27 protein-coding genes are annotated in these 25392 nt (G+C 52.5%); 14 read left to right on the top strand and 13 right to left on the bottom strand.

Translation table 11 applies throughout. The annotated features are described in order from the left end of the window. Nucleotides 1–16: 16 nt before the first annotated feature. Complete coding sequence (locus PJDR2_RS03160) at nucleotides 17–781, bottom strand: SDR family oxidoreductase (RefSeq protein WP_012772603.1); 765 nt, start codon at nucleotides 779–781, stop codon at nucleotides 17–19. 172 nt (nucleotides 782–953) lie between these two features. On the opposite strand from PJDR2_RS03160, the gene PJDR2_RS03155 reads away from it, so the two are divergent. The 4 genes from PJDR2_RS03155 to PJDR2_RS03140 all read left to right on the top strand — a co-directional run bounded on the left by PJDR2_RS03155 (nucleotide 954) and on the right by PJDR2_RS03140 (nucleotide 4232). Next, a complete protein-coding gene (locus PJDR2_RS03155; protein WP_012772602.1) occupies nucleotides 954–1715 on the top strand; it encodes a prolipoprotein diacylglyceryl transferase in 762 nt (253 codons plus the stop codon). Between the two features lie 2 nt (nucleotides 1716–1717). Beyond that, the gene (locus tag PJDR2_RS03150) at nucleotides 1718–3160 is read left to right on the top strand and encodes a radical SAM protein (protein ID WP_012772601.1); all 1443 of its coding nucleotides are present in this window, start codon (nucleotides 1718–1720) and stop codon (nucleotides 3158–3160) included. Continuing rightward, entirely contained in the window at nucleotides 3144–3467 is a 324-nt protein-coding gene (locus PJDR2_RS03145) for a hypothetical protein (RefSeq protein ID WP_012772600.1), read from the top strand. Before PJDR2_RS03150 ends, PJDR2_RS03145 begins: the two co-directional genes overlap by 17 nt. Before the next feature lie 84 nt (nucleotides 3468–3551). Beyond that, nucleotides 3552–4232 carry a carbonate dehydratase gene (locus PJDR2_RS03140; protein WP_012772599.1) on the top strand — a complete coding sequence of 227 codons (681 nt, stop codon included), beginning with the start codon at nucleotides 3552–3554 and terminating at the stop codon, nucleotides 4230–4232. A 66-nt stretch (nucleotides 4233–4298) separates the two neighbouring features. On the opposite strand, the gene PJDR2_RS03135 is transcribed toward PJDR2_RS03140, so the two are convergent. Beyond that, entirely contained in the window at nucleotides 4299–5174 is an 876-nt protein-coding gene (locus PJDR2_RS03135) for an SMP-30/gluconolactonase/LRE family protein (RefSeq protein WP_012772598.1), read from the bottom strand. A 131-nt stretch (nucleotides 5175–5305) separates the two neighbouring features. Here PJDR2_RS03135 and PJDR2_RS31680 point away from each other — a divergent pair, with 131 nt between their 5' ends. Beyond that, nucleotides 5306–6289: an S-layer homology domain-containing protein gene (locus tag PJDR2_RS31680; RefSeq protein ID WP_012772597.1), complete on the top strand. Its 984-nt coding sequence runs from the start codon at nucleotides 5306–5308 to the stop codon at nucleotides 6287–6289. 53 nt (nucleotides 6290–6342) lie between these two features. Here the strand turns inward: PJDR2_RS31680 and PJDR2_RS03125 are convergent, their stop codons facing one another. After that, complete coding sequence (locus PJDR2_RS03125) at nucleotides 6343–6708, bottom strand: VOC family protein (protein WP_012772596.1); 366 nt, start codon at nucleotides 6706–6708, stop codon at nucleotides 6343–6345. 1 nt (nucleotide 6709) lies between these two features. Beyond that, nucleotides 6710–7096, bottom strand: coding sequence for a MarR family winged helix-turn-helix transcriptional regulator (locus tag PJDR2_RS03120; RefSeq protein WP_150106418.1), 387 nt, complete (start codon nucleotides 7094–7096; stop codon nucleotides 6710–6712). A 268-nt stretch (nucleotides 7097–7364) separates the two neighbouring features. Here PJDR2_RS03120 and PJDR2_RS03115 point away from each other — a divergent pair, with 268 nt between their 5' ends. Together PJDR2_RS03115 and PJDR2_RS03110 are read left to right on the top strand one after the other, a co-directional pair. After that, nucleotides 7365–7940 carry a TetR/AcrR family transcriptional regulator gene (locus PJDR2_RS03115; RefSeq protein ID WP_012772594.1) on the top strand — a complete coding sequence of 192 codons (576 nt, stop codon included), beginning with the start codon at nucleotides 7365–7367 and terminating at the stop codon, nucleotides 7938–7940. Nucleotides 7941–8009: 69 nt separating this feature from the next. Beyond that, the gene (locus PJDR2_RS03110) at nucleotides 8010–8783 is read left to right on the top strand and encodes an SDR family NAD(P)-dependent oxidoreductase (protein ID WP_012772593.1); all 774 of its coding nucleotides are present in this window, start codon (nucleotides 8010–8012) and stop codon (nucleotides 8781–8783) included. Nucleotides 8784–8847: 64 nt separating this feature from the next. Here the strand turns inward: PJDR2_RS03110 and PJDR2_RS03105 are convergent, their stop codons facing one another. Further along, complete coding sequence (locus tag PJDR2_RS03105) at nucleotides 8848–9708, bottom strand: LysR family transcriptional regulator (protein ID WP_012772592.1); 861 nt, start codon at nucleotides 9706–9708, stop codon at nucleotides 8848–8850. A 120-nt stretch (nucleotides 9709–9828) separates the two neighbouring features. On the opposite strand from PJDR2_RS03105, the gene PJDR2_RS03100 reads away from it, so the two are divergent. The 6 genes from PJDR2_RS03100 (at nucleotide 9829) to PJDR2_RS03080 (ending at nucleotide 14811) form a co-directional block, all read left to right on the top strand. Next, nucleotides 9829–10308, top strand: coding sequence for an HPP family protein (locus PJDR2_RS03100; protein WP_012772591.1), 480 nt, complete (start codon nucleotides 9829–9831; stop codon nucleotides 10306–10308). Nucleotides 10309–10414: 106 nt separating this feature from the next. Next, on the top strand, nucleotides 10415–10777 hold the full coding sequence (locus tag PJDR2_RS03095; RefSeq protein ID WP_012772590.1) for a hypothetical protein: 363 nt from the start codon (nucleotides 10415–10417) through the stop codon (nucleotides 10775–10777). Between the two features lie 108 nt (nucleotides 10778–10885). Beyond that, entirely contained in the window at nucleotides 10886–11380 is a 495-nt protein-coding gene (locus PJDR2_RS03090; protein ID WP_012772589.1) for a cation:proton antiporter regulatory subunit, read from the top strand. Between the two features lie 3 nt (nucleotides 11381–11383). Continuing rightward, on the top strand, nucleotides 11384–12601 hold the full coding sequence (locus PJDR2_RS03085; protein WP_012772588.1) for a cation:proton antiporter: 1218 nt from the start codon (nucleotides 11384–11386) through the stop codon (nucleotides 12599–12601). A 156-nt stretch (nucleotides 12602–12757) separates the two neighbouring features. Beyond that, nucleotides 12758–13015 carry a hypothetical protein gene (locus tag PJDR2_RS32310; protein WP_012772587.1) on the top strand — a complete coding sequence of 86 codons (258 nt, stop codon included), beginning with the start codon at nucleotides 12758–12760 and terminating at the stop codon, nucleotides 13013–13015. A gap of 77 nt (nucleotides 13016–13092) precedes the next feature. Next, nucleotides 13093–14811 carry a sulfatase-like hydrolase/transferase gene (locus PJDR2_RS03080; RefSeq protein ID WP_012772586.1) on the top strand — a complete coding sequence of 573 codons (1719 nt, stop codon included), beginning with the start codon at nucleotides 13093–13095 and terminating at the stop codon, nucleotides 14809–14811. A 49-nt stretch (nucleotides 14812–14860) separates the two neighbouring features. On the opposite strand, the gene PJDR2_RS03075 is transcribed toward PJDR2_RS03080, so the two are convergent. Together PJDR2_RS03075 and PJDR2_RS03070 are read right to left on the bottom strand one after the other, a co-directional pair. After that, nucleotides 14861–15967, bottom strand: coding sequence for an MBL fold metallo-hydrolase (locus PJDR2_RS03075; RefSeq protein WP_012772585.1), 1107 nt, complete (start codon nucleotides 15965–15967; stop codon nucleotides 14861–14863). A gap of 38 nt (nucleotides 15968–16005) precedes the next feature. Further along, the gene (locus tag PJDR2_RS03070; RefSeq protein ID WP_012772584.1) at nucleotides 16006–16446 is read right to left on the bottom strand and encodes a MarR family winged helix-turn-helix transcriptional regulator; all 441 of its coding nucleotides are present in this window, start codon (nucleotides 16444–16446) and stop codon (nucleotides 16006–16008) included. A 123-nt stretch (nucleotides 16447–16569) separates the two neighbouring features. On the opposite strand from PJDR2_RS03070, the gene PJDR2_RS03065 reads away from it, so the two are divergent. Continuing rightward, a complete protein-coding gene (locus PJDR2_RS03065) occupies nucleotides 16570–17157 on the top strand; it encodes an NAD(P)H-dependent oxidoreductase (protein ID WP_012772583.1) in 588 nt (195 codons plus the stop codon). A gap of 8 nt (nucleotides 17158–17165) precedes the next feature. Here PJDR2_RS03065 and pheA read toward each other — a convergent pair whose 3' ends face one another. The 6 genes from pheA to PJDR2_RS03035 all read right to left on the bottom strand — a co-directional run bounded on the left by pheA (nucleotide 17166) and on the right by PJDR2_RS03035 (nucleotide 25392). Then, complete coding sequence (gene pheA, locus PJDR2_RS03060; protein WP_012772582.1) at nucleotides 17166–17990, bottom strand: prephenate dehydratase; 825 nt, start codon at nucleotides 17988–17990, stop codon at nucleotides 17166–17168. Nucleotides 17991–18087: 97 nt separating this feature from the next. Further along, a complete protein-coding gene (locus PJDR2_RS03055) occupies nucleotides 18088–18939 on the bottom strand; it encodes a diguanylate cyclase domain-containing protein (RefSeq protein WP_012772581.1) in 852 nt (283 codons plus the stop codon). A 5-nt stretch (nucleotides 18940–18944) separates the two neighbouring features. Then, nucleotides 18945–21017, bottom strand: a complete 2073-nt coding sequence (locus PJDR2_RS03050) for a cellulose biosynthesis cyclic di-GMP-binding regulatory protein BcsB (protein ID WP_012772580.1) — start codon at nucleotides 21015–21017, stop codon at nucleotides 18945–18947. Nucleotides 21018–21035: 18 nt separating this feature from the next. Next, complete coding sequence (locus PJDR2_RS03045) at nucleotides 21036–22289, bottom strand: glycosyltransferase family 2 protein (RefSeq protein ID WP_012772579.1); 1254 nt, start codon at nucleotides 22287–22289, stop codon at nucleotides 21036–21038. Continuing rightward, nucleotides 22286–23860 (bottom strand): hypothetical protein, encoded by a 1575-nt coding sequence (locus tag PJDR2_RS03040; RefSeq protein WP_012772578.1) that lies wholly within the window; start codon nucleotides 23858–23860, stop codon nucleotides 22286–22288. Before PJDR2_RS03040 ends, PJDR2_RS03045 begins: the two co-directional genes overlap by 4 nt. Continuing rightward, nucleotides 23857–25392 (bottom strand): hypothetical protein, encoded by a 1536-nt coding sequence (locus PJDR2_RS03035; protein ID WP_012772577.1) that lies wholly within the window; start codon nucleotides 25390–25392, stop codon nucleotides 23857–23859. The genes PJDR2_RS03040 and PJDR2_RS03035 overlap by 4 nt, the downstream gene beginning before the upstream one ends.

Genomic DNA, 25392 nt, shown 5'->3' with positions numbered 1-25392 from the left:
GGCCTTTTTCTCATTCTTATAAATGCGATCCGCCGCTTACATCTATGCACTGCCCCGTAATCCAGCGGCTGTCGGAAGAAGCGAGAAACGCCGCAACATCCGCGATATCCGAAGGCTCTCCCCACCTGCCGAAGCTTGAATACCCGGCACCGAATTGATAGCCCGATTCATCCTGCAGCATAGCTTTGTTCATGTCCGTGGCGACAAATCCGGGCTGCAGGGCATTAACGGTTATCCCGCGGGGAGCAAGCTGGGTGGATAATGATAACGTAAGCGTATTGACAGCCCCTTTGCTCATGCTGTACGCCGCCACCCCCGGCAAGGAAATTCTCGTTACGGCAGAGGATAAGTTAATCATTCTCCCGCCGTCTCTTATTCGGGACAACGCTTGCTGAACAAGGAAAAACGGGCCCTTTACATTGGTATTCATCACATGGTCGAAGGCGGCTTCCGTTGTTTCCTCGATAGCGGTCACAAGTCCCACGCCTGCATTATTAACGAGAATATCAATGTACTTCTCTCCCGTACGCTGCTCCAAGGCCAGATCCAATCCTTCAAAAAGCTTAACAGCGCTGGCAAGCGTACCAAGCTCCTGCCCTATCGCAAAGGCTTCTCCACCCATTTGCCCGATTTGCCGTACGACGTCCGCCGCCGCATCATGATTAGAACCGTAATGAACGGCTACTATCGCCCCCTCCTCTGCAAGTCTCAGCGCAATAGCGCGGCCAATCCCTTTGCTTGCACCGGTTACCAGCGCAATTTTTCCGCTTAATCTGCTCATGCTCTGCTTCAGCTCCTCCCGTTTTTTACATCCTTATTTGTACCATAGGAGCTATTTTGTAATGTTGCGGTCTCATTCCAAGCCGAGGAAAGCTTATGGAAATAGAAAGGGATTTTTGTATTGATAAGCGAATCTATACAAAATAAGCCAATACGATAGATTGGAGCGCATCATGACTTTCCCTGTCTGGATTGATCTTGGTTTTGTAAAACTGCATCCCCATGCGGTATTTGAAACACTAGCGTATTTTATCGGATTTCGCGTCTATCTCTACACTAGAAGCAAGGACAAAATTCCAATCGTGCAAGGCATGTGGGTCATCGTTGGCGCCATCATGGGTGCGGCGGTCGGCTCTAAGCTGCTGTATTGGTTCGAGGACCCTTCCTTAACGCTTGAGAGCTGGAACAGCTACACCTATCTCATGGAAGGCAAAACGATCGTTGGAGGGCTGCTCGGCGGCCTTATCGGCGTCGAATGGACGAAGAAGCGGATCGGCTATTCCCGCTCCACGGGCGATGATATGGCTTTGCCCCTTATCGTTGGCATGGTCATCGGGCGAATCGGCTGCTTCCTGACCGGTCTTGACGATCATACGTACGGCGTGGCCACTAGCTGGATCACCGGAATCGATTTCGGCGACGGGGTACTGCGGCATCCGACGCAGCTGTATGAGATTGCTTTCCTCCTGCTGCTTGGCGCCTTCCTCTTTCACTGGAAACGAAAGGGCAGCTTGCCCGACGGAGCCGTCTTCCAATTGTTTATGACCGGTTATCTGCTGTTCCGCTTCGTTATCGATTTTATTAAGCCAACCCCTCATTTCTATCTTGGGCTAAACAATATTCAGCTTGCCTGTATCGCCGGACTCATCTATTACGCCGTTCTCTTATCCAAGTGGCTTGTACGGCCGCAACGCTCGCATAGAAAGGAATTGTAACGATGACAACCAAAAACAGACCTTATATTTTCTACGAGCTGACTAACAGCGTATGCTCCAAATGCCTGCGCAAGGTTGAAGCGAAAGTGATTATTGAGGACAATCAGGTATTCCTTCTGAAATATTGCGGACAGCACGGCCGCGAAAAGGTGCTAATCGCAAGCGATGCCGAGTATTACAAAAAGTGCCGGGAGTTTCTGAAGCCCGCGGAAATGCCGGAGGTATGGAACACTCCGATCCGCTACGGCTGTCCCTACGACTGCGGGCTATGCCCCGATCATGAGCAGCACAGCTGCCTGACGCTGCTCGAGATTACCGAGCGCTGCAACCTGCAGTGCCCGATCTGCTACGCGGAGTCCTCCCCGCATGCGGGCTCCTATCGTTCGCTTGAACAGATCGAGTTCATGCTGGATGCGATCGTCCGCAACGAAGGCGAGCCGGATATCGTGCAGATCAGCGGCGGCGAGCCTACGATTCACCCGCAGTTTTTCGAAATATTGGATCTGGTGAAGAGCAAGCCCATCAAGCATGTCATGGTGAACACCAACGGTCTGCGGATCGCCCAGGACAGGAAGTTCGCCGAACGGCTGGCCCAATATATGCCGGGCTTCGAAATCTATCTGCAGTTCGACAGCTTCGAGGAAGAGACGCTCCGGGAGCTGCGCGGCGTGGACCTTCGCGATGTGCGGCGCAGAGCGCTGGAGCATTTAAACGAGTTCAACATTTCGACAACGCTGGTTGTTACGCTCAAGAAAGGCCTGAACGATCACGAGATAGGAGATATTATCCAGTTCGGCCTGAAGCAGCGCGCCGTGCGCGGCGTAACGTTCCAGCCGATCCAGGCAGCAGGAAGACTGGAAGAGTTCGACCCTGCCAAGGACCGCCTTACGCTTAGCGAGGTACGGCAGGGCATTATTGATCAATCGGGCATTTTCCGTGCGGAGGATGTCATTCCGGTGCCTTGCCACCCGGATTGCCTTGCGATGGGCTATGCGTTAAAGCTTGGAGAAGGGGTAATACCGTTAACCGGGTTAATCGATCCTCAAATTCTGCTGGACGGCGGCCGCAATACCATCGTGTTCGAGCAGGACGAAACGCTGAAGTCGCGAATCTTCGAGCTGTTCTCGACGGCCCATTCGCCTGCTTCCTCGGCTTTATCGCTGAAGAGCCTGCTGTGCTGCCTGCCGCTCGTTTCCGTGCCCGAGCATATCAGCTACGACAATGTGTTCCGCGTCATCATCATGCAGTTTCTGGATCCGTACAACTTCGATGTGCGTTCGGTCAAGAAATCCTGCGTGCATATCGCGCATCCGGACGGCAGAATCATTCCGTTTGACACCTACAATATGTTCTATCGCACGGAAGAGCAGGAGAAGAAGCTAGCCGAGCTGAGAGAGGAATTCGATATGCGTCCGGGAGGGAAGGTCTATGACTGGAGTCAATAACGGGGATAACGGAGATAACCGGCTACCGGGAAGCCCAAACAAATCGCCTTACGAAAAATCGCCTCACCATGTGAAGCACGTATTTCTGGGTATCGGAATTTTGGCCGTGCTGCATTGCCTGCTGTTTCTTTTCCCGATCGGCTTCTTCTTTATCAGCATTGCTCAGCTTGTCTATCTGCTTCCGGCTATATTGGTGTTTAATAAAAAAACCGGCATCGTTCAGGGCCTGCTGATCGGCGCAGGCATTACGTTTCTGGTGAATGCGGCTTGCTTCGGCCTTCTGGTCAGCGGCAATCTCTCGCTTTAAGAGATAATTCCCTGTGACAATTGCCTATTGGCGGAATAGCTTAATAGAAGAGCTTTCCCTATTCGGTCACAAGGAGACTATGACATGGGTTCCCATCTTCCAATAGGCCCTGTTAATCTATTCGCGCGGTTTATCAGCCCTAATCCCGTTACGTCCGTTAATCCCTTAGAGCGGTTTCCCTATATCCGTCCTACCGCTTACGTAAGTCCGTTTACGAGCGTGATTGGCGATGTACGCATCTGCGACAATGTGTATGTTGCCCCCAGTGCCGCCCTTCGGGCCGACGAAGGAACCCCGTTTCTCATCGGCTCGAATTCGAATATTCAGGACGGCGTTATTTTGCACGGATTGGCTAATCAAAGCGTTGAAGCATGCGGTAAAAGCTACTCCGTCTTTATTGGCAAAAGAGTCTCCGTTGCGCACGGGGCTATTATCCACGGTCCTTGCCTGATCGAGGATGATGTGTTCGTAAGCTTCAAGGCGATTGTCTTTAATGCGGAGGTGGGACGCGGCTCTTATGTCTCGATGGACGCGATTGTGACAAACGGGGTAAGGATCCCGGCTAACCGGTTTGTTCCGCCAGGCGCGCATATCGATACGCAGGCAAAGGCCGATTCGCTTAGTCCGGTACCGAAGAGCTCCGAAGAGTTCGCCGAGCAGGTCATACGGATTAACACGGAATTCCCGCCTTCGTACAACGCGATGTTCGGCACCAGCCGGTGCTCCTGCGGTATCGCTTATAACCATGCGAATCTATTGAGTTAAAAAAGCCGGGATGCCTCCTTATCGGAGTCTCCCGGCTTTTATCTATTTTCATGCCTTTCTCCCAAGCTATCCTCTCGCCCGCTGTACGGGCAATCCCTTAACGTCCAGCTTGACCCGGAAAATAGCTCCGGCGAGAGGCTGCTCCTTAAGCTGCTCCTCGTCATTGCCGATTCTGGCTGTCGTAATGTACAGCTCGTCCAGATTCTCGCCGCCAAACGCGCAAGAAGTGACATTCCGGACGGGAATCGGGATCGTGGCGAGCTTTTCGCCGGTTAACGGGTTCCATCTCCCGATCTGCCAGCCTCCCCAATGTCCAATCCACAGCATCCCTTCCGAATCGATGCTCATGCCATCCGGACTGCCTTCCCCCTCCGGGAATCGGATCACAATCCGCCGATTAGCGATCTGTCCGCTGGCAGTGTCGTAATCAAAGGCGTATACCTCATTCTCGAAGGTATCGATGTAGTACATTACCGTTCCGTCTGCCGTCCAGGCCAGCCCGTTGGAGCAGCCAATCCCGCTTAACCGTTTCGATAACTTGCCGTCCTCCAGAACGTAGAGATGACCGTTCCGTTTCCTCGTGGAGATCATGGTCCCAGCCCAGAACCGGCCCGCCGGATCGCATTTGCCGTCATTCAGCCGGTTCGTCGCCGTCTCTTCCTCCGTGCGGGCAATCAAGGATATATCGCCTGACTCCAGATTCAACCGGTAAAAGCCGTCCGCCAGCGCGATTAACCATGTGCCATCCTCTGCCGGAACCGCCGCGCTGATCATTGTCTCCGTCTGGATCCGGAGCTTTCTTCCGTCGTTTGGACGGTAACGGTGTAATTGACGGCCTTCGATATCCACCCATAACAGCTCCTGCAGCCGGTCATCCCATACCGGGCCTTCCCCCAGCTCATTTCGCGCCTCCAGCAGGCATTTCGCCTCATAATTTTTCAAAATTGACTTCCTCCCCTATCCAAGAAATACAAATGAATGCCGATATAAACAGTATGAACCTGGAAGACGGGGTTTTGCAATGGATTGTCAGTACGACAAGGATTGCATTCTAAGGGGAAGGAATGATAAAGATGAAAAAGAAAATCGCAGGCATTGCTTTAGTTATACTTCTCTGCTCATACGCTTCTTTAAGCTTTGCCAACAGTAAGACCTCCGCTGATTTCACGGACTTGAAGGACCTGGACGCGGCAACAAAAGCCAAGTTTGACGCCATGATCAGCGCGGGAATCTTCGACGGTGTCTCCGACACGACCTTTGGTCTGAAGGAGGAAATGAACAGAGCCCAGTTCGCGAAGGTAGCCTCGCTGATTATGGGGCTCAAAACGGACGAATCGCTGAAGACGTCCAGCTTCAAGGATGTGACGGCCGATGATGCCGCCAACGGTTATGCTCTTCCATACATCGAAGCGTTGAAAAATGCAGGAGTAACGGAGGGCTATGGAGCTGGAGTTTACGATCCTGCGGGAAAGGTGACCAAAGAACAGCTGGCAACCTTCCTGGTGAGAGTTCTTGATAAAAACGATGACGCCAAAACAAAAACGGGATCGGATACGACCGTCTCCGATTGGGCGCAAGGTTACGTATCGCTTGCCCTCGAATTAAAGCTGTTGAGTAACGGCGCGGACGGAAAGTTTGGCGGACAAACCAACGCTACGCGCGACTTGCTTCTGACGAGCGCGTATGAAGCCAAGCAGCAATACGTACCGCCGGCTACTCCAACGCCGACGCCAACACCAACGCCGGTGCATACGTCGACTCCGTCAACTCCGCAGCCGAGCGTGACGCCGGAACAACCTACCGCAACGCCTGAAGAACCAAGCTACTCCCCAGAAGAGCCGACTAACTCTCCAGAGGAGCCAACTTATTCTCCAGAAGAACCAACCGCAACGCCTGAGGAATCGCCTACAACAACGCCTGAAATACCGTCGCCACCGGTTGAAACACCACCGACGCCGATACCTTCGATTCCGACAGTCCCTACGCCGCCGATTCCGACAATACCGGTTACTTGTCCGAATCCGATGGACATTCCGCCAATGTGCATACCTTTGTAAGCCATTCAAACAAACGGTGCAGGATTTCCTGCACCGTTGTTTTTTATCTTTTTTTATCTATAGTAAGACAGCACCCAGCACACGCCGTTCCGGTCGTTCACGATTGCCAGCAAACCGTTAAACGGAGCCTCGTACATCTCCGTAAGAACGGTTCCGCTTTGCGCAAACTCCCCGTAGATCCGCCTGAACGCTTCTTCCGTGTCAATCTTAAGGAACACCCTGACATAGTCGCCTTTTGCAAGCGGCTTTGCAGCTTGAATATCCGCGAACTTAATCGTTGTCCCCTCCACAAGCAGATCCGCATTCAGAACGGTGTCGCCCTGCTGGCGCAAAATAACGACCTCGCCGCCAAACACCTTCTGATAATACCGGATTTCCTCTTTACAGTTCTCCACCGCGATAAAAGGTTGAGCGATCATATTAATTATCCTCCCCTGTATCCGTTAAATTATGAAGCACGGTCTTTAACAGCGTTAACAGCAAGCCGTAATCCCCATCGCTAATTCCTTTCCGGGTCTTGCTCTTAACCCGGTACAGAGCCTCTTGCACCTTCGGCACGACTTCATGTCCGGCTTCCGTCAGATAGAGCAGATGGTAGCGGTTATCGGCCGGGTCAGGCTCCCTTCGCACGTATCCTTCCGCCTCCAGCTTGGCAATCGCTTTTGCTGTTGTTGTCTTGTCGATAAGCAGCTTCTCGCTTAAAACCTTCTGGGTAATAGGCTGCCTGGACGCAATCGCCATCAGGAAAATATACTGCCCGCTTCCGATGCGGTATGGTGCCAGTTCAGCCGAAATTAAGACCTGCATATGCCGGTAAATCGCCGAAATGAACTGGCCATGGGATTCCGGTTCATTCTCCTGTTTGTTATTCCAATGTTCACTCAGGTTAAATCCCCCTTTACATAGAATGCTATTGCAACTAATTTTGATATCATCATACGCGAAATATAATGCTATTGCAACTAATTTTAAAAAAAATAATCCGCCGGGTTTTTGAGAACGATCAGTAAAAAATAATTCTTTACCGATCGTTCTCAATATGATAAGCTGTGTTCAGAAAGGAGGCCGTGAACATTTGGCCAGAAGCAAAGAATTTGACATAGATGCCGTCCTGCTGAAGGCAATGAAGCTGTTCTGGACGCAAGGCTACGAGAAGACCTCCATACAGGATCTTGTTGAGCATATGGGCATTCACAGAAGAAGCATTTATGATACGTTTGGCGATAAACATGCCTTATATTTAATGGCCTTAAAACATTACAGCCACACCGTCTGGAGCTCCATTGAACAACGGGCGCAGTCCTCCCTGTCAACGAAAGCTGCCATCCGCTCCGTCATGGAGGCCGCTATCGCTCAGAATGAGGAACGGCCAAAAGGCTGCCTGATGGTTAATACCGCCGTGGAGCTGGCCATGCACGATCCCGAGCTGGAAACATGCGTTAACCAAAGCTGGTCCGGTACGGAAGAGCTTTTTCGCAAACTGATTATTAAAGGCCAGCAAGCCGGGGAGTTATCAGCCTCGCTTGATCCGGAGCTGCTAGCCCCTTACCTCAACAATGCGCTTATCGGGCTGCGGGTCATGGTAAAGACGCAAAACCATACAGAGAAATTAAAAAAGGTTATTGCTACAACAATGTCTATTTTAGACTAAATTTTTTTGAATATTTTAGAACGATCATTCTCAAACTAAAAGATAAAATAAAAAGGAGCAGTGATTGCAATGGCAAGACTAAACGGTAAAGTAGCTTTAATTACGGGTGGCAACAGCGGTATCGGGCTGGCAACAGCGAAACGATTTGTTCAGGAAGGCGCAAAGGTTGTCATTACGGGACGCAATCAAGAATCTTTAACGGCTGCGGTAAATGAGCTTGGCGCGGAAAATGCCGTTGCCGTACAGGCGGAAGCTGCGGATCCGGCCGGCTCGGAAAAGGCGGTTGCGGCAGCAATCGAACGCTTCGGCAAGCTGGACATCGTCTTCGCGAATGCGGGTATTTCCGGCGGCACTCCGCTTGGCGATACGAAGCTGGAAGACTTCGAACAGATTCTGAAGGTAAACGTGACCGGCGTCTTTTTCACGGTGCAGGCCGCTGTACCGCATTTGCAAGCAGGCGCCTCCATTATTCTCGTCGGCTCGGTGCTTGCCACTACGGGCGGAGCAACCCGGGCAGCTTACGCGGCGAGCAAAGGAGCCGTTACCAGCATGGCCAGAGTATTCGCCTCCGAGCTGTCCCCGCGCGGCATCCGCGTGAACACGGTTGTGCCGGGTGCTACGAAAACCCCGATCTGGAAAGCAACCGAACCGGAGCAAATAGCGAAGCTGGAAGCCGGTCTCTCCCGCTCCATTCCGCTTAACCGGCTTGGCGAGCCTGACGAAATCGCCAATGCCGTGCTCTTCCTCGCTTCGGACGAATCCTCCTTCGTTCAGGCTGCCCAGCTTCAAGTCGACGGCGGTGCCGATGGAGCTCCGTTAGGCGCTCCTATCTACCGTCAATAACATTCTTGCCCGATAAGCCGTTTCCGATGAAGGCATTGCCTTCCCGGAGACGGCTTTTATTAATTTAGGCCAAGCCCGCACGGACCCAGTCCATAAAGGCCGCCGCAGCCGGACGAAGCTGCTTGCCCTTCAAATGAATAAACCCCTGATGAACGGGCTCCGGCGCAGGGAAATCCAGAGCGATCAGCTTCCCAGCCCGCAGCTCCTCCTCTACATTCACCTTCGGCAATAACGATATCCCAAAGCCCGACTGAACCATACGCTTGATCAATTCCACGCTTGGGAAGCTTCTGCGGTCATGCAAGGCATATCCCGCTTCACGGAGAGACGATTCCCCAAGCTCGTGGTACAAGCAGGCATTCCCGTAGCTGATGTATACCTGCTTTGTGCCTCCCCTACCTTCCGTCGCCCCTACCCATACTAATTCCTCAATGGCCAGCGGAACAAATTCGAGACCTTCATGCCCGGGGTCACGGGGAACAATGCCCAGATCAACCTTCTGGTCAAGGACCCTGCCGCACATATCCTCCATAAAGCCTGTCGAGAGCTGAAGCTCAACCTCCGGGTAATGCTCGGCGTAAGAAGCAAGCAGCTCAGGCAGTCTTGTCACGCAATACGCTTCTAAAGCACGGACCTTCAAGACCCCGCGCGGCTGCTCCGTGCGAAGCAGATCCTCCTCCAAGGCTTGGCTTAAAGCGGCAAATTGCCTTGCAAACCGGGCCAGCGCGGCTCCTGCTTCCGTAGGCTCAACTCCTCTTGGCAGCCGGTCAAACAGTTTTTTGCCGCTTGCTTTCTCCAGCTGTGCGATATGAGTAGTCACGGTAGATTGCACGTAACCCAATTTATCGGCTGCCCGGCTGAAATTCTTCTCCTCCATTACCGTCAGGAAAGTACGGAGCGATCTTCCGTCCCATTGATCAAGCACGATATCCCGCCTTTTAGGTATTTTATTTCGAAATGATATTCATCATATATATTCATTTTTCAAATGGTTAAACACATGATACCATCGAAGCATTCGATCGTAAAGGAGAGCTGGTGCTTCATGCTTTACCGTTTATTCCGCTTCTTATTGCCGGCTATAGGTGCTTTCGCAGCCGTCCTAATCTTATTCCTGTTTGAGAATACGACCGGTCTGGCGCTGTTAATAGCCCCGTTTGGCGCCTCCTGCGTTATCGTATTCGCCCTTCCGGACAGTCCGCTGGCAAAGCCCCGCAATGTCGTTGGAGGCCACGTTATCAGCACAATCACCGGGCTGACATTGCTGCATGTATTTGGCCAGCATGCCTGGACCTTGGCTGCGGGTGTTGCGCTGTCGATCATGCTCATGCAGGTAACGAAGACCCTTCATCCGCCGGCTGGCGCGGATCCGCTGGTCGTGATTCTGGCCGGAGCAGGCTGGTCCTTCCTAATCACGCCTGTGCTCGCCGGAGCCTTGCTTCTTGTCGGAATAAGCGCCGCATACCGGTTTGCTCAACAGTCTTCTCCAACTCGGCAGACCAAAGAGAGCATTAATTCCAAATAATGGCTGAAACCTCTTTTGCGGTAATCGCGTAGAACATGTAAAGCATGCTTCACGCATAAGCTTGGTAATGGCAGAGCAGAATCTATTCGCAAGGGGGGCGTCATTCATGAAAACATACCGTTTCACCGGTCGTCTGACGCTGCTTCTCTTCCTGCTTGGCGCCTTTGTTCTGTTCAGCATGCCAACGATGATGCTTGGCAACGGCCATTTCGACGTATCGAAATCCAGCCGCACGCATATCGAGCACAGCCTGCCGAACAGCATGAAGGCCATTAAGCGCGTAACGATATCTCCTGCCACTAAGCTTTTTGCCATGCTGGCTTTGCTGGCTGTTATCTACAGCTGGGTCAGCTACCCCCGCCGGTTTTTCCTGGCGAAACGCGTTTTCTTACTCCCCTTCTTATTCCTGGAGCGGCTCAAACGCCTGCTCATGCCCCTCAAGCTGACGACTTCCTATCCCATCGTTTAAGGACCATCCCATTTTCTTCCGTTCTTCAATAAAGCGGAGGTCTGATTAGTGCTGTCCATTTAAACAGAGGAATAGAATTTCGATCATACTCGAGGAGGTACTTCCCTTATGAATATCCGTGAAATCGATCTGCCCGGTATCGGGAAAAAATTTCAGATGAATACACGCAGCGGCGACCAGCTGGTTATTATCGTGCATAACGACGGCCGCAGAGAATGCTATCACTTCCACCACGAAAATCCGGAGAGCAGCATCTCCATGATTACGCTTGATGACGATGAAGCCCGGATGGCTGCCGCCATGATTGGCGGGATGACGTATAAACCAAAAATGCTGGAGACCATCGAGGTCGCTCTCGATGAGCTTATTATCGAGTGGTATAAACTCGAGTCCCACTATGCATGTATTGGCAAAACAATCGGAGAGCTTAACATCCGTAAAAATACGGGAACAACCGTTATCGCCCTGCTCGCCGCCAATCATGCCAAGCAGATTAATCCCGGCCCAGAGGTTGTTCTGGCTGCCGATCATACGATTGTTGTTGCCGGAGAACGCGCTCAGCATAAAGTACTGAAAAAAATCCTCATGAATGGATGTGATTAATGGATGGATCACATCATACTTGAGGTTGGCCTCGCCATTGCGCTAATCGCCTTGGCTGGTTTGCTGTCGGCAAAAATCCGTTTTTCCGTCATTCCGTTCTATATTCTGATCGGGATGGCCGTTGGTCCCCATTCGGTGGAGTTCTGGCATTTCGACTTCCGTTTTATCGAAAGCGCACCGCTCATCGAGTTTATGGGCAGGCTTGGCGTACTGTTCCTGCTCTTCTATCTGGGACTGGAGTTCTCCGTTGGACGTCTGATCAAATCCGGCCGCTCGATCGCGGTCGGCGGTACGATTTATATCGCCATTAACTTCACCCTAGGCCTCCTGTTTGGATGGCTGAGCGGCTTTCCGTTTCAGGAGACGCTTGTTATTGCCGGGATTACCACGATATCCTCAAGCGCCATTGTCGCCAAGGTATTGGTTGACTTAAAGCGCACGGCCAATCCGGAGACGGAGATGATTCTTGGGATTATCATGTTCGAGGATGTCTTCCTCGCCGTCTATATTTCCATTCTGTCCGGCCTCATCTTAAGCGGTTCAACCTCGATTGGCGGCATTATTCTATCCACGGTTATCGCCCTGGTCTTTATGCTTGCGCTTCTTACCCTTGGCCGCAAAGCGGCACCCATGCTGAATAAGCTCCTCAATATCCGTTCCAACGAGCTGTTTGCTCTTGTCATCTTCGCCGGGCTGTTCCTGGTGGCCGGTCTCTCCGAAACGATCCATGTCGCCGAAGCGATTGGCGCTTTGCTGTTCGGCCTTGTGCTTGCCGAGACCGAGCATATGAAGCGGATTGAGAAGCTGATCCTCCCCTTCCGGGATTTCTTCGGCGCCGTCTTCTTCTTCAGCTTTGGCTTAACGATCGATCCAACGGCCTTAGGCGGTGCCGTATGGCTGTCGCTGGCTGCCGTTGCCGTTACGCTGATCGGCAATCTGACGGCAGGCATGCTTGCCGGACGAAGCGCGGGACTGTCTCCCAAGGCTTCGGTTAATATCGGATTAACCATCGTATCGCGCGGAGAGTTCTCCATCATTATGGCGAATATGGCCAAAGCCGGCGCCCTAATGGCTGTCATTCAGCCGTTTGCTGCCCTATATGTCCTGATTCTGGCCATTTTGGGTCCGCTCCTCACGAAAGAAAACAAGTTGATATTTAATCTGCTTAACCGTCTGTTCCGGTGGGACCGCAAGCAAACAAGTACGTCGCAGTCAAAATAAATAGGCACAGCAAAAAAGCCGTGTTCCAGCTGGAGCACGGCTTTTGCTCATGATTTTGCGGCATGGCGGTAGGCTTTAAAACAAGCGATGGAACATCAACCTACGTAACATAAGTACGAAGTAGACAGTCATTCAGCGATAAGGAGTGGAACAAGTATGACGACAAGACAATTTTTACAAGCTCCTCCACCCTATGTCCCTCCAAAGCCTCCTGTTTCCTACGTCATCGACTGCGTAAATAATTATACTTATGTGTGGCTTCGCGACGGCCAGCAGTTCTGGTATTATCCAACCAGCGTTGAATCCTTCGGCGTGTCCGGCTTTAGATGGAATGGCTTTACATGGCTCTATTACGGTATAGACAGCAGACTTATTGAAGCCGTTTCCTGCCCTCCTATACCTACTCTATTTTAAGAACCCGCTTCATTCTAGGCAGCACCTGAGCCGCATACGTTGTAGCAATAACAAATGCCGGGTGAGGTGTTGCTCCTATGACTATGGCGGAAAAGCCTAATATTCTGCTCCTTCTCGTGGACGAAATGCGTTATCCTCCACTTTACGAGAAGGCGGATATCCGGGTATGGCGCGAACAAAATCTCGTAACGCAGCAATGGCTTCGAGATAACGGACTTGAGTTTCACAGGCATTACATCGGGAGCGCGGCATGCGCGCCTAGCCGCACAACGCTATTCACCGGCCATTATCCTTCCCTGCATGGCGTCACTCAAACGAACGGAATCGCCAAGCAGGCAGCCGATTCGGATATGTTCTGGCTGGACCGGAATACGGTGCCAACGATGGGCGATTATTTCCGGGAAGCCGGCTACCGGACGTTCTATAAAGGCAAATGGCATTTGTCGTACGAGGATATTATCGTCCCGGGTACCCAGCAAGGACTCCCAAGCTATAATCCGGCTACAGGGTACCCGGACCATAATCAGGACTTGTACGAGAATGCGGACAGACTGGAGGCGTTTGGATTCTCCAGCTGGATTGGCCCCGAGCCGCATGGCCGGAATCCCCGGGATTCCGGATCGTCGGCGGGGAGCGGAGCTAGCGGCAGGGATGAGTTTTACGCGGCGGAGACGGTCCAGCTGATCGAGGCTCTGGAACAAAACAAGCTTGGCGGAGACGATGAATCGCCATGGTTAATCGTGACCTCTCTCGTAAATCCGCATGATATTACGTTGTACGGCGACCTGACGGCCAGAATCCCCGCATTCCGGTTCGATGTCGGCCCGGTGCCGGATATTGATCCGCCCCCAACCCGTCACGAGAACCTGCATACGAAGCCCCGCTGTCAGGCGAGTTACCGCGATTTATATCCGGTCGCCCTGCAGCCCATTACGAATGAACCTTTCTACCGCAAGCTCTATTATCAGCTTCAGAAAAATGCCGACGAGCAGCTTCGCAAAGTGGTCGAAGCGCTTGCCAGGACGTCCTTTTACGAAGATACCATTATCATCCTTACCTCCGATCACGGAGATTTGCTTGGCTCGCATGGAGGGCTTCATCAGAAGATGTATTGCGTTTATGAAGAGGTTCTACGGGTCCCCCTTCTGGTCTGCAATAAAAAGCGGTTTCCCGAGCCTCGGTCGGTCCACTCCCTGACCAGTCATCTGGATCTGCTCCCCACCCTGCTGGGGCTTGCAGGCATCAACAGCGATGAAATACGGGGCCGGTTGGACAGCCGGTTTAGTGAAGCACGGCCGCTTATCGGCCGAAATTTGGCCGGAGCGATGTCCATGCAGCCGGAACCCGAGGCTCCCGTTTATTTCATGACCGACGATGATATTATGCGGGGCCAGCATCAGATCAGCCCTGTGGGCATTCCTTATCCCTCCGTGGCGCAGCCCAATCATATCGAGACCGTTATCGCGCCGCTCTACCGGAACGGGCATAAAGAGTATTGGAAGCTCTCGCGCTATTATGACAACCCTCAATTCTGGAGCGAGCCCGGAATCCTGGATGTTACCTATGCGCCCGTTAAAGGCGGGCAGGACAATAAGGAAATAGCTTGGGCCTCGCGGGTTCGAACGGTGCCGGTACAGGAAGAATACGAGCTGTATTCACTGACGGACGACCCTCTTGAGACGCGCAATCTTGCCAATCCCGCGTACTCGGCAACCTATATGGAGGAATTTGCTCTGATGATGAACCTATTAACGGAGCAGCGCAGCAGGAAACGCCTGGCTCCAGGCAGGAATTAAATTAAAAAGACCGTGTTCCTCAGCAAAAGGAACACGGTCTTTCTTATGGTTACGAACGCCACCATTCGTCGGAAGGGTAAGTTCCCGTTCCGATCGGGACGGGCTCTCCTATCCGCGGCGTAGCCAGCTTCGTGCGCAGCTCCCTTGCTTTCTTGAGGGCACGCTCCGCCGGATCCCGCCAATCATGCATAGCAAGCCGGAAGGCTCCCCAATGAATAGGGATCATGACATCGCCCTTTACATCCAGATGGGCCTGTACGGACTCCTCAGGCATCATGTGAATAGCTGCCCACCGGTTATCGTATTGACCGCATTCCATTAACGTAAGGTCAAATGGGCCGTATTGCTCCCCAATCTGCCGGAAATGCGGGCCATAACCGCTGTCCCCGCTGAAGAAAATCCGCGCTTCCCGGCCATGCAGAACCCAGGAGCACCATAAGGTTCCGTTCCTGCCCGTTAATCCCCGCCCCGAGAAGTGGCGGGCAGGCGTGCATGCCATATGGATCCCTTCCCAGACGGTTTCTTCCCACCAATGAAATTCCTCGATCCGATCCGGAGCAACGCCCCAGCGCTCGAGATGGGCGGCAACGCCAAGCGGTACAAAAAAGCGGCCTACCTTGTCCTTCAGACGTTTAATTGAGCCGTAGTCCAAATGATCGTAATGATCATGGGACAGCAAAACGGCATCGATGGCAGGCAGCTCCTCGATTTCAATCGGCAGGCTGCTGCTGAACCGTTTGCCGCCGATCCACGGAACGGGCGACGGAGCTCGCCCAAGCATCGGATCGAGCAGCAGCTTTTTGCCATCCAGCTCCAGCAGCAATGCAGAATGCCCAAACCAGGTTACCTTGGGGGCTTGTCCGGCATCCTTGCCCCGAAGCGACTGCGGATGTAGCGGCATCACGGTTAACTCTTTCTCCGGCGAAGCCAACTTATTGCCCCGGGCAAATTCCATAAGAAGCCCAAGGTTCTCGCGCAAAGACATGGACATCGCGGATGGCAATACGTTTTCGAATTTGCCGTTTGAATAATGGGGAGATTGCTTCATGCGCGATAGCGTCTGCTCGCCCGGCTTGCCGCCAAATACCGGATAGATGCTAAGGAATAGAACAAGAAGCAAAATAACGACTATAGCAATGAAAATAAATACGGCCATGATGACGATCACCTCTTAGCTTTTATCAAAATCGGACTTCATGAATTGGCGCGGAAAATCGTCGTGCCCAGCACCTCAAGCGCCTCGGAAATCCGGGCCAAATCCGCCTCCGGCACATGCTCGATTTGCTGCAGGAACAGCTGTCTCATATGGTCAAAGGCCATTCCCATTTTCTCTTCGCCAAGCGGGGACAGCCGGATGTACTGCTTCCTCCGGTCCTCCGGATCCTCCACCTTCTCGCAGAGCCCCTTCTCCGTCAGCTTGCGGATCTCCCGGCTCGTATTCGGCATCGAGATGCCTTTGCATTCGCTGATTTCGCTTAAAGTAATCGGCTGTTTCACCGTCAGAAATTCCATTATTTCGTATTGCAGGGGCGTAATTTCATCCATGGGCATTCCCTTCGTCATGTCGTAATGCAATTGGTGGGAAGCTGCGATGTGGGACACCATCTGCCGGAATAGTATATCCTTGAAATCCATGCTGGACCATCTCCTTATAACCGGGCTGAAGCCATTATTTAATTATCAAATAATAATTATCTATTGACAACTATTTACGAAGCATGATAACTTCTTATCAAATGATAACAAAGAAGGTGTCCGATGAAAACCCTTATTATTTACACGCATCCGAACCATAACAGTCTCAGTTATTCCTTCCTGCAGAAAACGATCCAGGGCCTGCAAGAAAACACGCAGGTCGAAGAGATACAAGTGCTTGACCTGTACGCCGAATCCTTCGATCCGCTGCTTGTCTTTAACGAGAATAAACGAAGACGGGATATGCATGCCGATCCGGAGCTCGACAAGCACCGCAAGCAGCTGCTCTGGGCCGAGAAAATCGTCTTCGTCTACCCGATCTGGTGGGGCCGGCCGCCGGCGATGCTGCTTGGCTACATTGACCGGTTGTTTGCTGCTAACTTCGCATACCGCGACAATGGAAAGCACCTTCCCGGAGGTCTCTTGAAGGGCAAATCGGTCGTATGCATCTCCACCATGAAAGGTCCATCCCTCTATCCGCTGTTCTGGCTCAACAATGCTCATAAGGTGCTTATGCGGAAAGCCCTCTTCAGTTATGTGGGCATCAAGAAAGTGAAGTTCTTCGAATTCGGCGGCATGGAGAAGAAGCAAGGCAAGCAAGAGCGGAAGCTCGAACGGATTTATCGCTATTTCAAGACCGTTGCGCAGTAATTCTAACTCTACAGGATCGTCGTTGCATAGCTGCCCAGGACATGAACGTCATGACCAAAGGTTTCGATAATTTTAATCGCTTTATCCATACGCTGCTCATTGCCCCCGGCTTCCGTCTCGATCAGGAACCTGTACTCGCCAAGCTTGCGGCCGGTTGGCCGCGACTCGATCCAAGAGAGGTTGATCGCAAGCGCGGAGAATACGTTCAGAATCGAAGACAATACACCCGGATACTCCTCGTTTGGAGTAATCAGCATCATCGTTTTCTTTTGCCCCGTATCCTCGTTAGGCTTCTTGCTCACCACGATAAAACGGGTATGATTCGCCGAATGGTCCTGCACGCCGCTCTCCAGAATCTGCAGGCCGTACTTCTCGGCAACCGAAGCCGATCCGATCGCGGCTGTTCCGGCATCGCCGGATTCCTTGACCGACAAGGCAGCATGGGCCGTGCTGTCGGCATAGTCAAGCTTCAGCGCATGCTCCTTAATGAACTGACGGCATTGATTAATGGCGGGCATGATGGATCTTACCGTATGGATATCGCTCATCGCGCTGCCGGGATTTCCGATCAAATGGAGCGATACCTTAAAGACGACATCGGCTTCAATCCTCAGGTTATAGAGAAGCAGGCCGTCGATGGTCATATGTATATTACCCGCAATGGAGTTCTCGATCGGCACCATGCATTTGTCTACCTCATCCCGGCTGACCGCCTCCAGAACGTCCGGAATCGAGCTCAGCATAACCCACTCCGTATCCGTTCCTTCGAAAAACTTCAAGGCCGCCTCTTCCGAGAAGGTGCCGTTAGGTCCCAAATAAGCAACTTTGTTCATGTTCAAGCTCCTTTAATAAATCTAATATCTATCTTTATATTAATAGAAAAACAGGCAGCATGCGAATTCACGCATCTGCCTGTTCGTATTCATGCCGTTATACGTCGTACTCCAATTCCTTGCGGGCCCGGGTAATCCACTCCAGAGGAGTGGGGGTTTCTTCCCGGTTGTATTCGTAAGCGCCCATCTTAAGGTTGAGCTCGAAGCGGTTGCTGGTCGCCCTCTCCGATTCGTTAATCTCCGCCAGCCTGCTGCGGAGCCGGTTCATGACAATATCCGCTCCGTCCCGGTCCGTGAACAGCAGAAGGCCCCAGGTCGGATTCTCCTGACTCAGCATGTAGAGAGAATCGTTCGCCCGAATGCTGGTCTGGCTGATCGCCGTGATGTTATAGACGGCTGCGTTCAGCTGCTCCTCGCCAATCATCCGTCTCAGCTCGTTCCAGTACTTCACGTTCAGAACGAGCAGCGTCAGCGGAATCTTATACCGGTCGGACAACGCCATAAATACCGTCGTGTCCTTCTGGAAGGAGAGCATGTTTTTCAGGTTGGTGCCCTCATCCATCGTGGCGAGCGAAGCATTCTTCTTCTGCAGCGCTTCATTCTCCTCCTGCAGCTGCTTGCTTGCCAGCGTGAACATCCAGGTAATCGCGGTGAATACCGGCGTCATGATCAGCCAGAAATAGCTTTGGCTGGTCACCACGCCCCCTTGCACGACGGTCTGGTAGATGGTGAATGTACCGTAGCCGAACACAAACGCGATATTCAAGATGAGCCCGGTGGTGATCGTCGTAAAATAAGTGACAATCGCGATCAAAAACGCGACGTTCAAGAAAATGATGTTATGCAGATAAAGATTAGGATCACGCGCTGTAAACACGATGCAGACAAAGCACGCGATGAACAGCAGCAGAAAGCCGCCGTCCGACAACAAGCTTGTGTTACGCCTCATGATTCCTACCCCCTTCTCTTCTTCCGGTGCTTGCGGACGAGAAGCACAAGCGATACGAGCACCAGAGCAAGCACTAGCATAAACGCGATCATAAAGCTTACCACGTCGCCGCGCTCCAGCACTTGCGTAACAACGGCCGGCGCTTCAGACACCGCTTCCTTCTTGAAGCGGAAGGCATGAACCTCTCCGTCCTTGTCTACCATAGCGCCGTCGCCAAAAATCTTGTACAGGCTGCCGGCGTTCCCGACCAGCTTCGACGCCAGATAGACGTATTCGGGGCTGCTGCCCGTAATAGCCAGGAAGCCATGCCCCTTGCCGTATGGCGAGTCGATCAGCTGCAGCGTTCCGATCCGCTTGCCGTAGCCTTCTTCGATGCTTATCTTCTCATTGGACAAGAAGCCTTCGCCTTGCTTGTCATATTGGAAATACAGCTTATCGTTATTCTCCCGGATATACCGGTTATCCGCATAGGAACCAATCGCGATAATCTGCCGGTCCTTCAGCTCGCTGTCCTTGACATCGTCCGTGTAAAAGCGGATTTCGCCCGTGTTGGAGGTAGCGAACTGCCCCATCAGGTTAAACAGATTGGAGAGGGCCGCATAGGTGTAGTTGTCGCGGTTTTGCGGCAGGACTACGGCTACCCGGTTAAAGCTGCCGTCCCGGAGGAACGGATAAGGATAGTTGTTAAACAGCATGTCCGTACGGTCCTTCGTATTCAGCTGGAGCACGGAGTCCTTGGAGACAAATGCCCATGGCATTTGATCCTGGTTGCCGGTACATACCGCATTCTTGATCTCCAGGTCGAATGCCGTCGTGATCGTGAAGTTGCCCGAGATTCCAAGATTCTTCGGAATGGTCAGTTCGAGATTATCGCCCCCCGCAAGCTCGGCGGAAAGCTTCTTGCTTCCGATCGGAACGTTGTTCACCAGAACCGTTACCATCGAACGGTCAAAGTCCAGATTCGTCGCATAGCGGAAGTCCAGACTCAGCTTGCTCGCTTCCGCAATGGAGCGGTTGCTTGGCAGCGTAATGAAGTAGCTTTTCTCCCGGTGCGACGGGCCTGTGAGCTTATCGCCGGATTCCGTCAGCGGGAAATACCGGCTTATGCTTTGCGCCGGCGTATTCACCTCCGTCGATTCATCCACCAGTTTCGACGATCCTTGCAATTGCTCCATCAGGGCAGGGTTGCCGATAAAGCGTCCGGCTTTTTTCAGCATGTCCGCATTGTCGGAGGTTACAACAAGCAAGGAAGATGTATCGCTCTGAATCAATTGAATCAACGCTTTGTCCTGCAGCCCGGTCTCGCTCAACTTCGAACGAATATCGGAAGGCAGATGCTGCTGAAGAGCAACCAGGATACGAAGCGTTTTCCCTTGCAGGTCGCTCGTCTGGTATGGCAGGAGAGGAATAGGATGCGAGGTGTCCTGGCTTACGCCCGTTAATCCGGACAACGCATAGACGGCAGCTTCCGTCTCGTTCAGATCGCCTTCCTCCGGCACAAAGACGCCGGCTTGTCCATCCTGAATGGTGTCGAGGCCCAAGAAATGGCGGTTGAATTCGCTAATGCTCGCTCCTACCGGCTTCGGCGAGTATTTCACGTCAACACCCGAGCTGTCGAAAATTTGCAGCCAGCTGCCCTGATCCTGCGCAGGGACGCACATCTGATCCGAGTTGTTTCTCGTCTGAATAACGCCTTCAATGGTCAGTTCGTTAACACCGCTCTTCAAATATTCAAGCGGAAGCCCGATTGACCGGGTAACCTTCTGGTTCGTCTCGGTGCCGGGCTTTAACGTGTAAAACGGCTTGCCGTTCAGCTTAAGCGTAACAACCGATAAATCATTAAGGGTAAGCTGGGATACTTTATAGTCCAGCCTGAAAGTGGCACTCTCCACGTTCCAGTAATCCGGTACCTGAAAGAACTGCTGCGCATACGCATTGGTGCCAAGAAGCGAGGTTTCCGACATAGGCGTTTCGTAAGTTTTCTGTACCCCCGGCGCTGCGGATAGCGTCCCCGCCCCAGGGACCAGCAGCGCTACAATCAGCGCGACGACCCATGCCGTAAATCCGGCTTTTCTCATAAATTCACTTCCTTTCGGTCAGAACCGTTCTGTTTTATACCATTTGGCCTCGCGTTTAAAAATCACGTCCTTCAAATATTGGAACATGCCATTTGCGGCAACAAGCATCCACAGCTGGCAGTAAGTAACGTACATAAGCAGAATAATGACGAGATTCGAAGGGCGCATTTCGCCTTTTTCCGTGATAAGCGTGATGAACGTCCCTACCACGAACAAGGTAATGGCCAGTATCCACAAGTAGAAGCTTAGTCCCTCAATCGTCGTATGCACGTAACCGAGCGCATGCAGAATGAGCAAAGCGTCCGACGTTAAGAGCGAGGTGACAAGCAAGAAATAAATTGCCAGAAAATATAGAATGTCGAAGCGGATTCGGCGCGCTTCCGGCCGGAAAAGCAGCGGGACGTTTTTGACGATAACGTAAATATTCCCCTTCGCCCAACGCGTTCGCTGTTTGAACCACACCTTGAGCGTCTGGGGCTCCTGCTCCCAGGTAACCGACTTCGGCTGGAACTTAATCCGGTAACCCATCATGTAGATCCGGAAGCTGATCTCGGTATCCTCCGCGATGGCTTTCGTATCCCAGCCTCCGATAGCTTCGATGATATGGCGGCGCATAATGAAGTTGGTGCCCGGAATCGTGCACAGCTTGAACAGCTTCCACCTGCCGGCTTGAGCCATCCATTGGAACGATAACGTCTCGATATTGATAAATCGGGTAAGCAGGTTCTGGTCCCGGTTCCGTGTCCGGAACTTGCCGATAACCGCCCCAAGCTTGGCGTCATTCACGATTTCGGCTACCAGATAACGAAGCGCCGTCCGCTCCGGCGTATTATCCGCATCGTAGATGGCGATAAGCTCGCCCTTGCTTCGGGTGAAGCCGATGTTAAGCGCATTGGACTTTCCTTTGCCGCCGGTAACGTTATCGGTATTAATGATAATCAGATTGCGCCCCTTGTATTTCTCCTGCAGCTGACCCAGCAGCACGCTGCTGTTATCCGAAGAATTATCGTTAATCACGATAATCTCGTAACGGTCATGCGGATAATCGAGCGCAAGCAGCGACTCTACCGTTTTGACGATAACCTTGCCTTCATTATGGGCCGGTACCATAATCGACACGAAGGGCTCTTCTCCGGGAAGAAGCTCGGGCGGCTTCTCGTTCTCCAGCTTTATATAGTAGAAGTAGCCGGCGATAATCAGCGCGATATTAACGAGCAGCAGGGACCAGATACACAGCACGCATATGACCATTAATATATCCGGTATCGTCATAGGCCACCTCCCGACTTGTAGTATTTTTTCTTATATAGCCGGTATCCAATCAAGAGGAACACGGCGAACAGCATCAAGGTTGTAATAATAAGGACAATCAGGATCCGGCTCTGCACCGAAAATAAAGCATGAAAAGTGACCTTTTGTTCCGGCTGAGCGACGACGGCCGCTTGCTCTTCCGGCTCGGCCTGATCCTGCAGATCGGCCGGCTTGCCATCCAGAAGAAGCGCTCCGCTGCGCGACTCGGCCTTGTGCGCGCTGCTGCTGAGGCTATGCGTCTCCGACTTGAAGTCCGCAAACGGCAGCCAGCTGCCGGCAGCCTCACGAACGGCTTCTTCCTGACTGGCATCGCTCTCGAACCAGTCAAAGGTTACGGCCAGATTTACCGGAAACGCTGGCCAGATCTTATTCTCGTGGCTGATCTGGAGCAGCACACTCGCAGGCATGGTATACGGAGATGCGGCAAAAGGCTGTACGGCCTCCGTTTCCCGGGTCGTCACCCCTGATTCGTTGGCGAACAGGATGGTTGTATCCGAGAACGCAAAGCCCGCTTCGCGCCCTTCCTTCTCCTGTGCCCGCTTCATATCTCCCGTCATCCCGAGAGGGGCAATTCCCGCATCGGCCAGATGATTCAGAAAGCCGTCCATCTGCGTCTTCAGAATAGAAGGATCCTGCCCCGCCGACGTTGGCGTCGGCACTTGAACGAGCACGCTGCCGTTATAGGATTGGACGGTTTGCAGAGCAGCCAAATATCGCTGCATCGCCGGATAATCGGTATTGTTGAAGAGCGGGCTTACGCTGACCAGGAACGGAATTCCGGCATTGTACAGCTGCTCCGATAACGCCTCCAGCCGGTCCAGATCAATAAAAGGCGTAATGCCGCGAATGAGCAGATGAGATTGTGTCGGAGCCTCCACCCCAAGCCAAGTACGCAGAACATAAGCGACTGCCAATTCGCTCAGGTTGCCCGATTCGAAATACGGTACGTACGCATAACCGCCAGCCGATACCGCAAACGGCGTCTTGACCGCTCCCTCCGAAGAGGTCATCTGCCCGTAAGTCTCGCCTTTTCCTTCCGTAATATAGGCAAGACGATTCACAAAGATATGATCCTCGAAGAGCCCGCCTACTGACAGCTTTAAGGACTGTCTGCTTGCTGTTTCCGTCCGAAGAGCAAGCTTCCCGCGAAGGACCTCCGGTGGATTAGGCCCGATATGCAGCCATTCACCTGTAAATGCCGCCATGCCCGCCGTAATGGATCCGCATAAATCTTCCGTATTGCATACGGTAACCAGCTTCGCGTAATCTTCAGCCATTTCGGGCTTGTAAGCATCCGAAGCGATTGTCGTCACTGTCGCTCCTAAGGAAAGCAGCATCCGCTGCAAAGCTTCTATATTGCCTGCCGCCGGACTATCCACTCCGAGACTGTCATAGACGAGCAGCACCCTGGAAGCATTCTTGGAATTCTGCGCGGCCGCGGCCGGCGCCGATGCCGGGACTAGCACCACCGCCGGCAAAGAGAGACAGAGCATGACGAGCAGACACAGCTTGATTCCTGTCAGTCTTCTCATTGCCGTCCCCCCTGTAGCAACGCGGATGGTTCAGGGTCCTCTTCGCCCGCATTTTTCTTCGCGTTCGGCCCCCATAAGCGGCGGCATACGCAGTCGGCAATAACCCAGAAGGTCACGAGATCAAACGCCACCGCAAATAAAAACTCATGCTTGGCGAGGTCCGCGTCCCCGGCCCCAATAACCGAAACCGCCATTGCGCAAAGTCCCGATAGCATCATCATGAGAATCATCGACAGCCGAAGCGTTCGCCGAAGCGCCCGCTCCTTCACCGCATGGTAGAAGGATGCGGCGTACAGTCCCGCAATGACGATCATCCATAAGACTACAAACCCGGAAGTCTTCGGTGCAGCCCATTCTTTCAGATAGCTGTACCCGGAAAAGGCCAACGTACGCTTGCCAAACGGTTTATCCGCCGACTTCTCGTAATTACCAAGCTTGGTCCGGTTAGAAAAAGCATTGCGGGCCGCCGTCTCGAAAATCCTTCCCGCTGAATCGGGATGGGTCAAGTAATACCTAGCGATGGAGGGGAATCCATACTTATCCAAAAACTGTTTCTGCATCTCTTCCGACTCGACTGGGATTGGAGAGAATTGGTCATAATAAATGGCACCGGTCAATACCGCAAACTGCCTGTCGATTTCGAAGAAATCGAGTGCTTCCTCCGGATTATCCGCGGTCATCAATACGCCCCTTGTCATGGCGTGGTACTTGTTGATGTTGACGAACTGCTCCGGAATGAGGACATAGGTGCCTACCGCCGTCAGAATCAAGATAACCGCCTGCATTCCGGCGAGCGTACGGAAGATCCTGTTCCTCTTCAGGAAGACAAACAGTACCGCCACCGCGGCGACAATAAGGCCAATCGGCGCATTCTGCTGCTTGCTTGTCGTTAGAATCAAAGCGCTCGCCCCAAAGAGGAACAGCAGGAAGTAGTCGTTGTACTGCCGCTGATACAGCAGCATCCCCGCGCTGAAGAGATACATCAGCATGATCAGAACGACGCTCTCACTATAGAAAGAGTTAAAATACGCAAGATACCCAATATCCCCAAATACAAAAATAGCCCCAAGCGCCAGTCCGTAGCCCGCAAGGCGCGAAGCTTTCCAGGTGGCAGCCTTCACGAGCAGGTATACCGCACCGACATACAGCACGCTGTATAATGCCGCCTGAATCCGGATATCGAACTGACGGCCATAACCAAACCACTCGCTGATCATAAGCGACAGACGGACAAAAAGAGTCTGAGAGGAATACAGCAAGGCGCTATTCTCGTTGTAGTATTGGAAAATTCCGAAATTTTTGACAAAATACCCAAGAGTCTGGCTCGTATAATCCGGCGCATTGAAGTACAAACCGTTGCTGTATAGGATCCGGTAGTAGTCCCCGTTGTCCGCCATTCCGATATAAGGCGGAATAAAGAGCTCGATCAGCAAAATAAGCGCAACGCCAAACGCCGCCAGCGAGGCCGGAGATATGTATTTTTGCCATATGATTATCGTTTGTACGAGCTTCATTCGCTGCAGCTTATTCAT

It is taken from the genome of Paenibacillus sp. JDR-2, from assembly GCF_000023585.1.
In the GTDB taxonomy this organism is placed as follows: domain Bacteria; phylum Bacillota; class Bacilli; order Paenibacillales; family Paenibacillaceae; genus Pristimantibacillus.
Note: the sequence above shows the minus strand (reverse complement) of the source record. Positions and strands in the feature narration are given on the sequence as shown.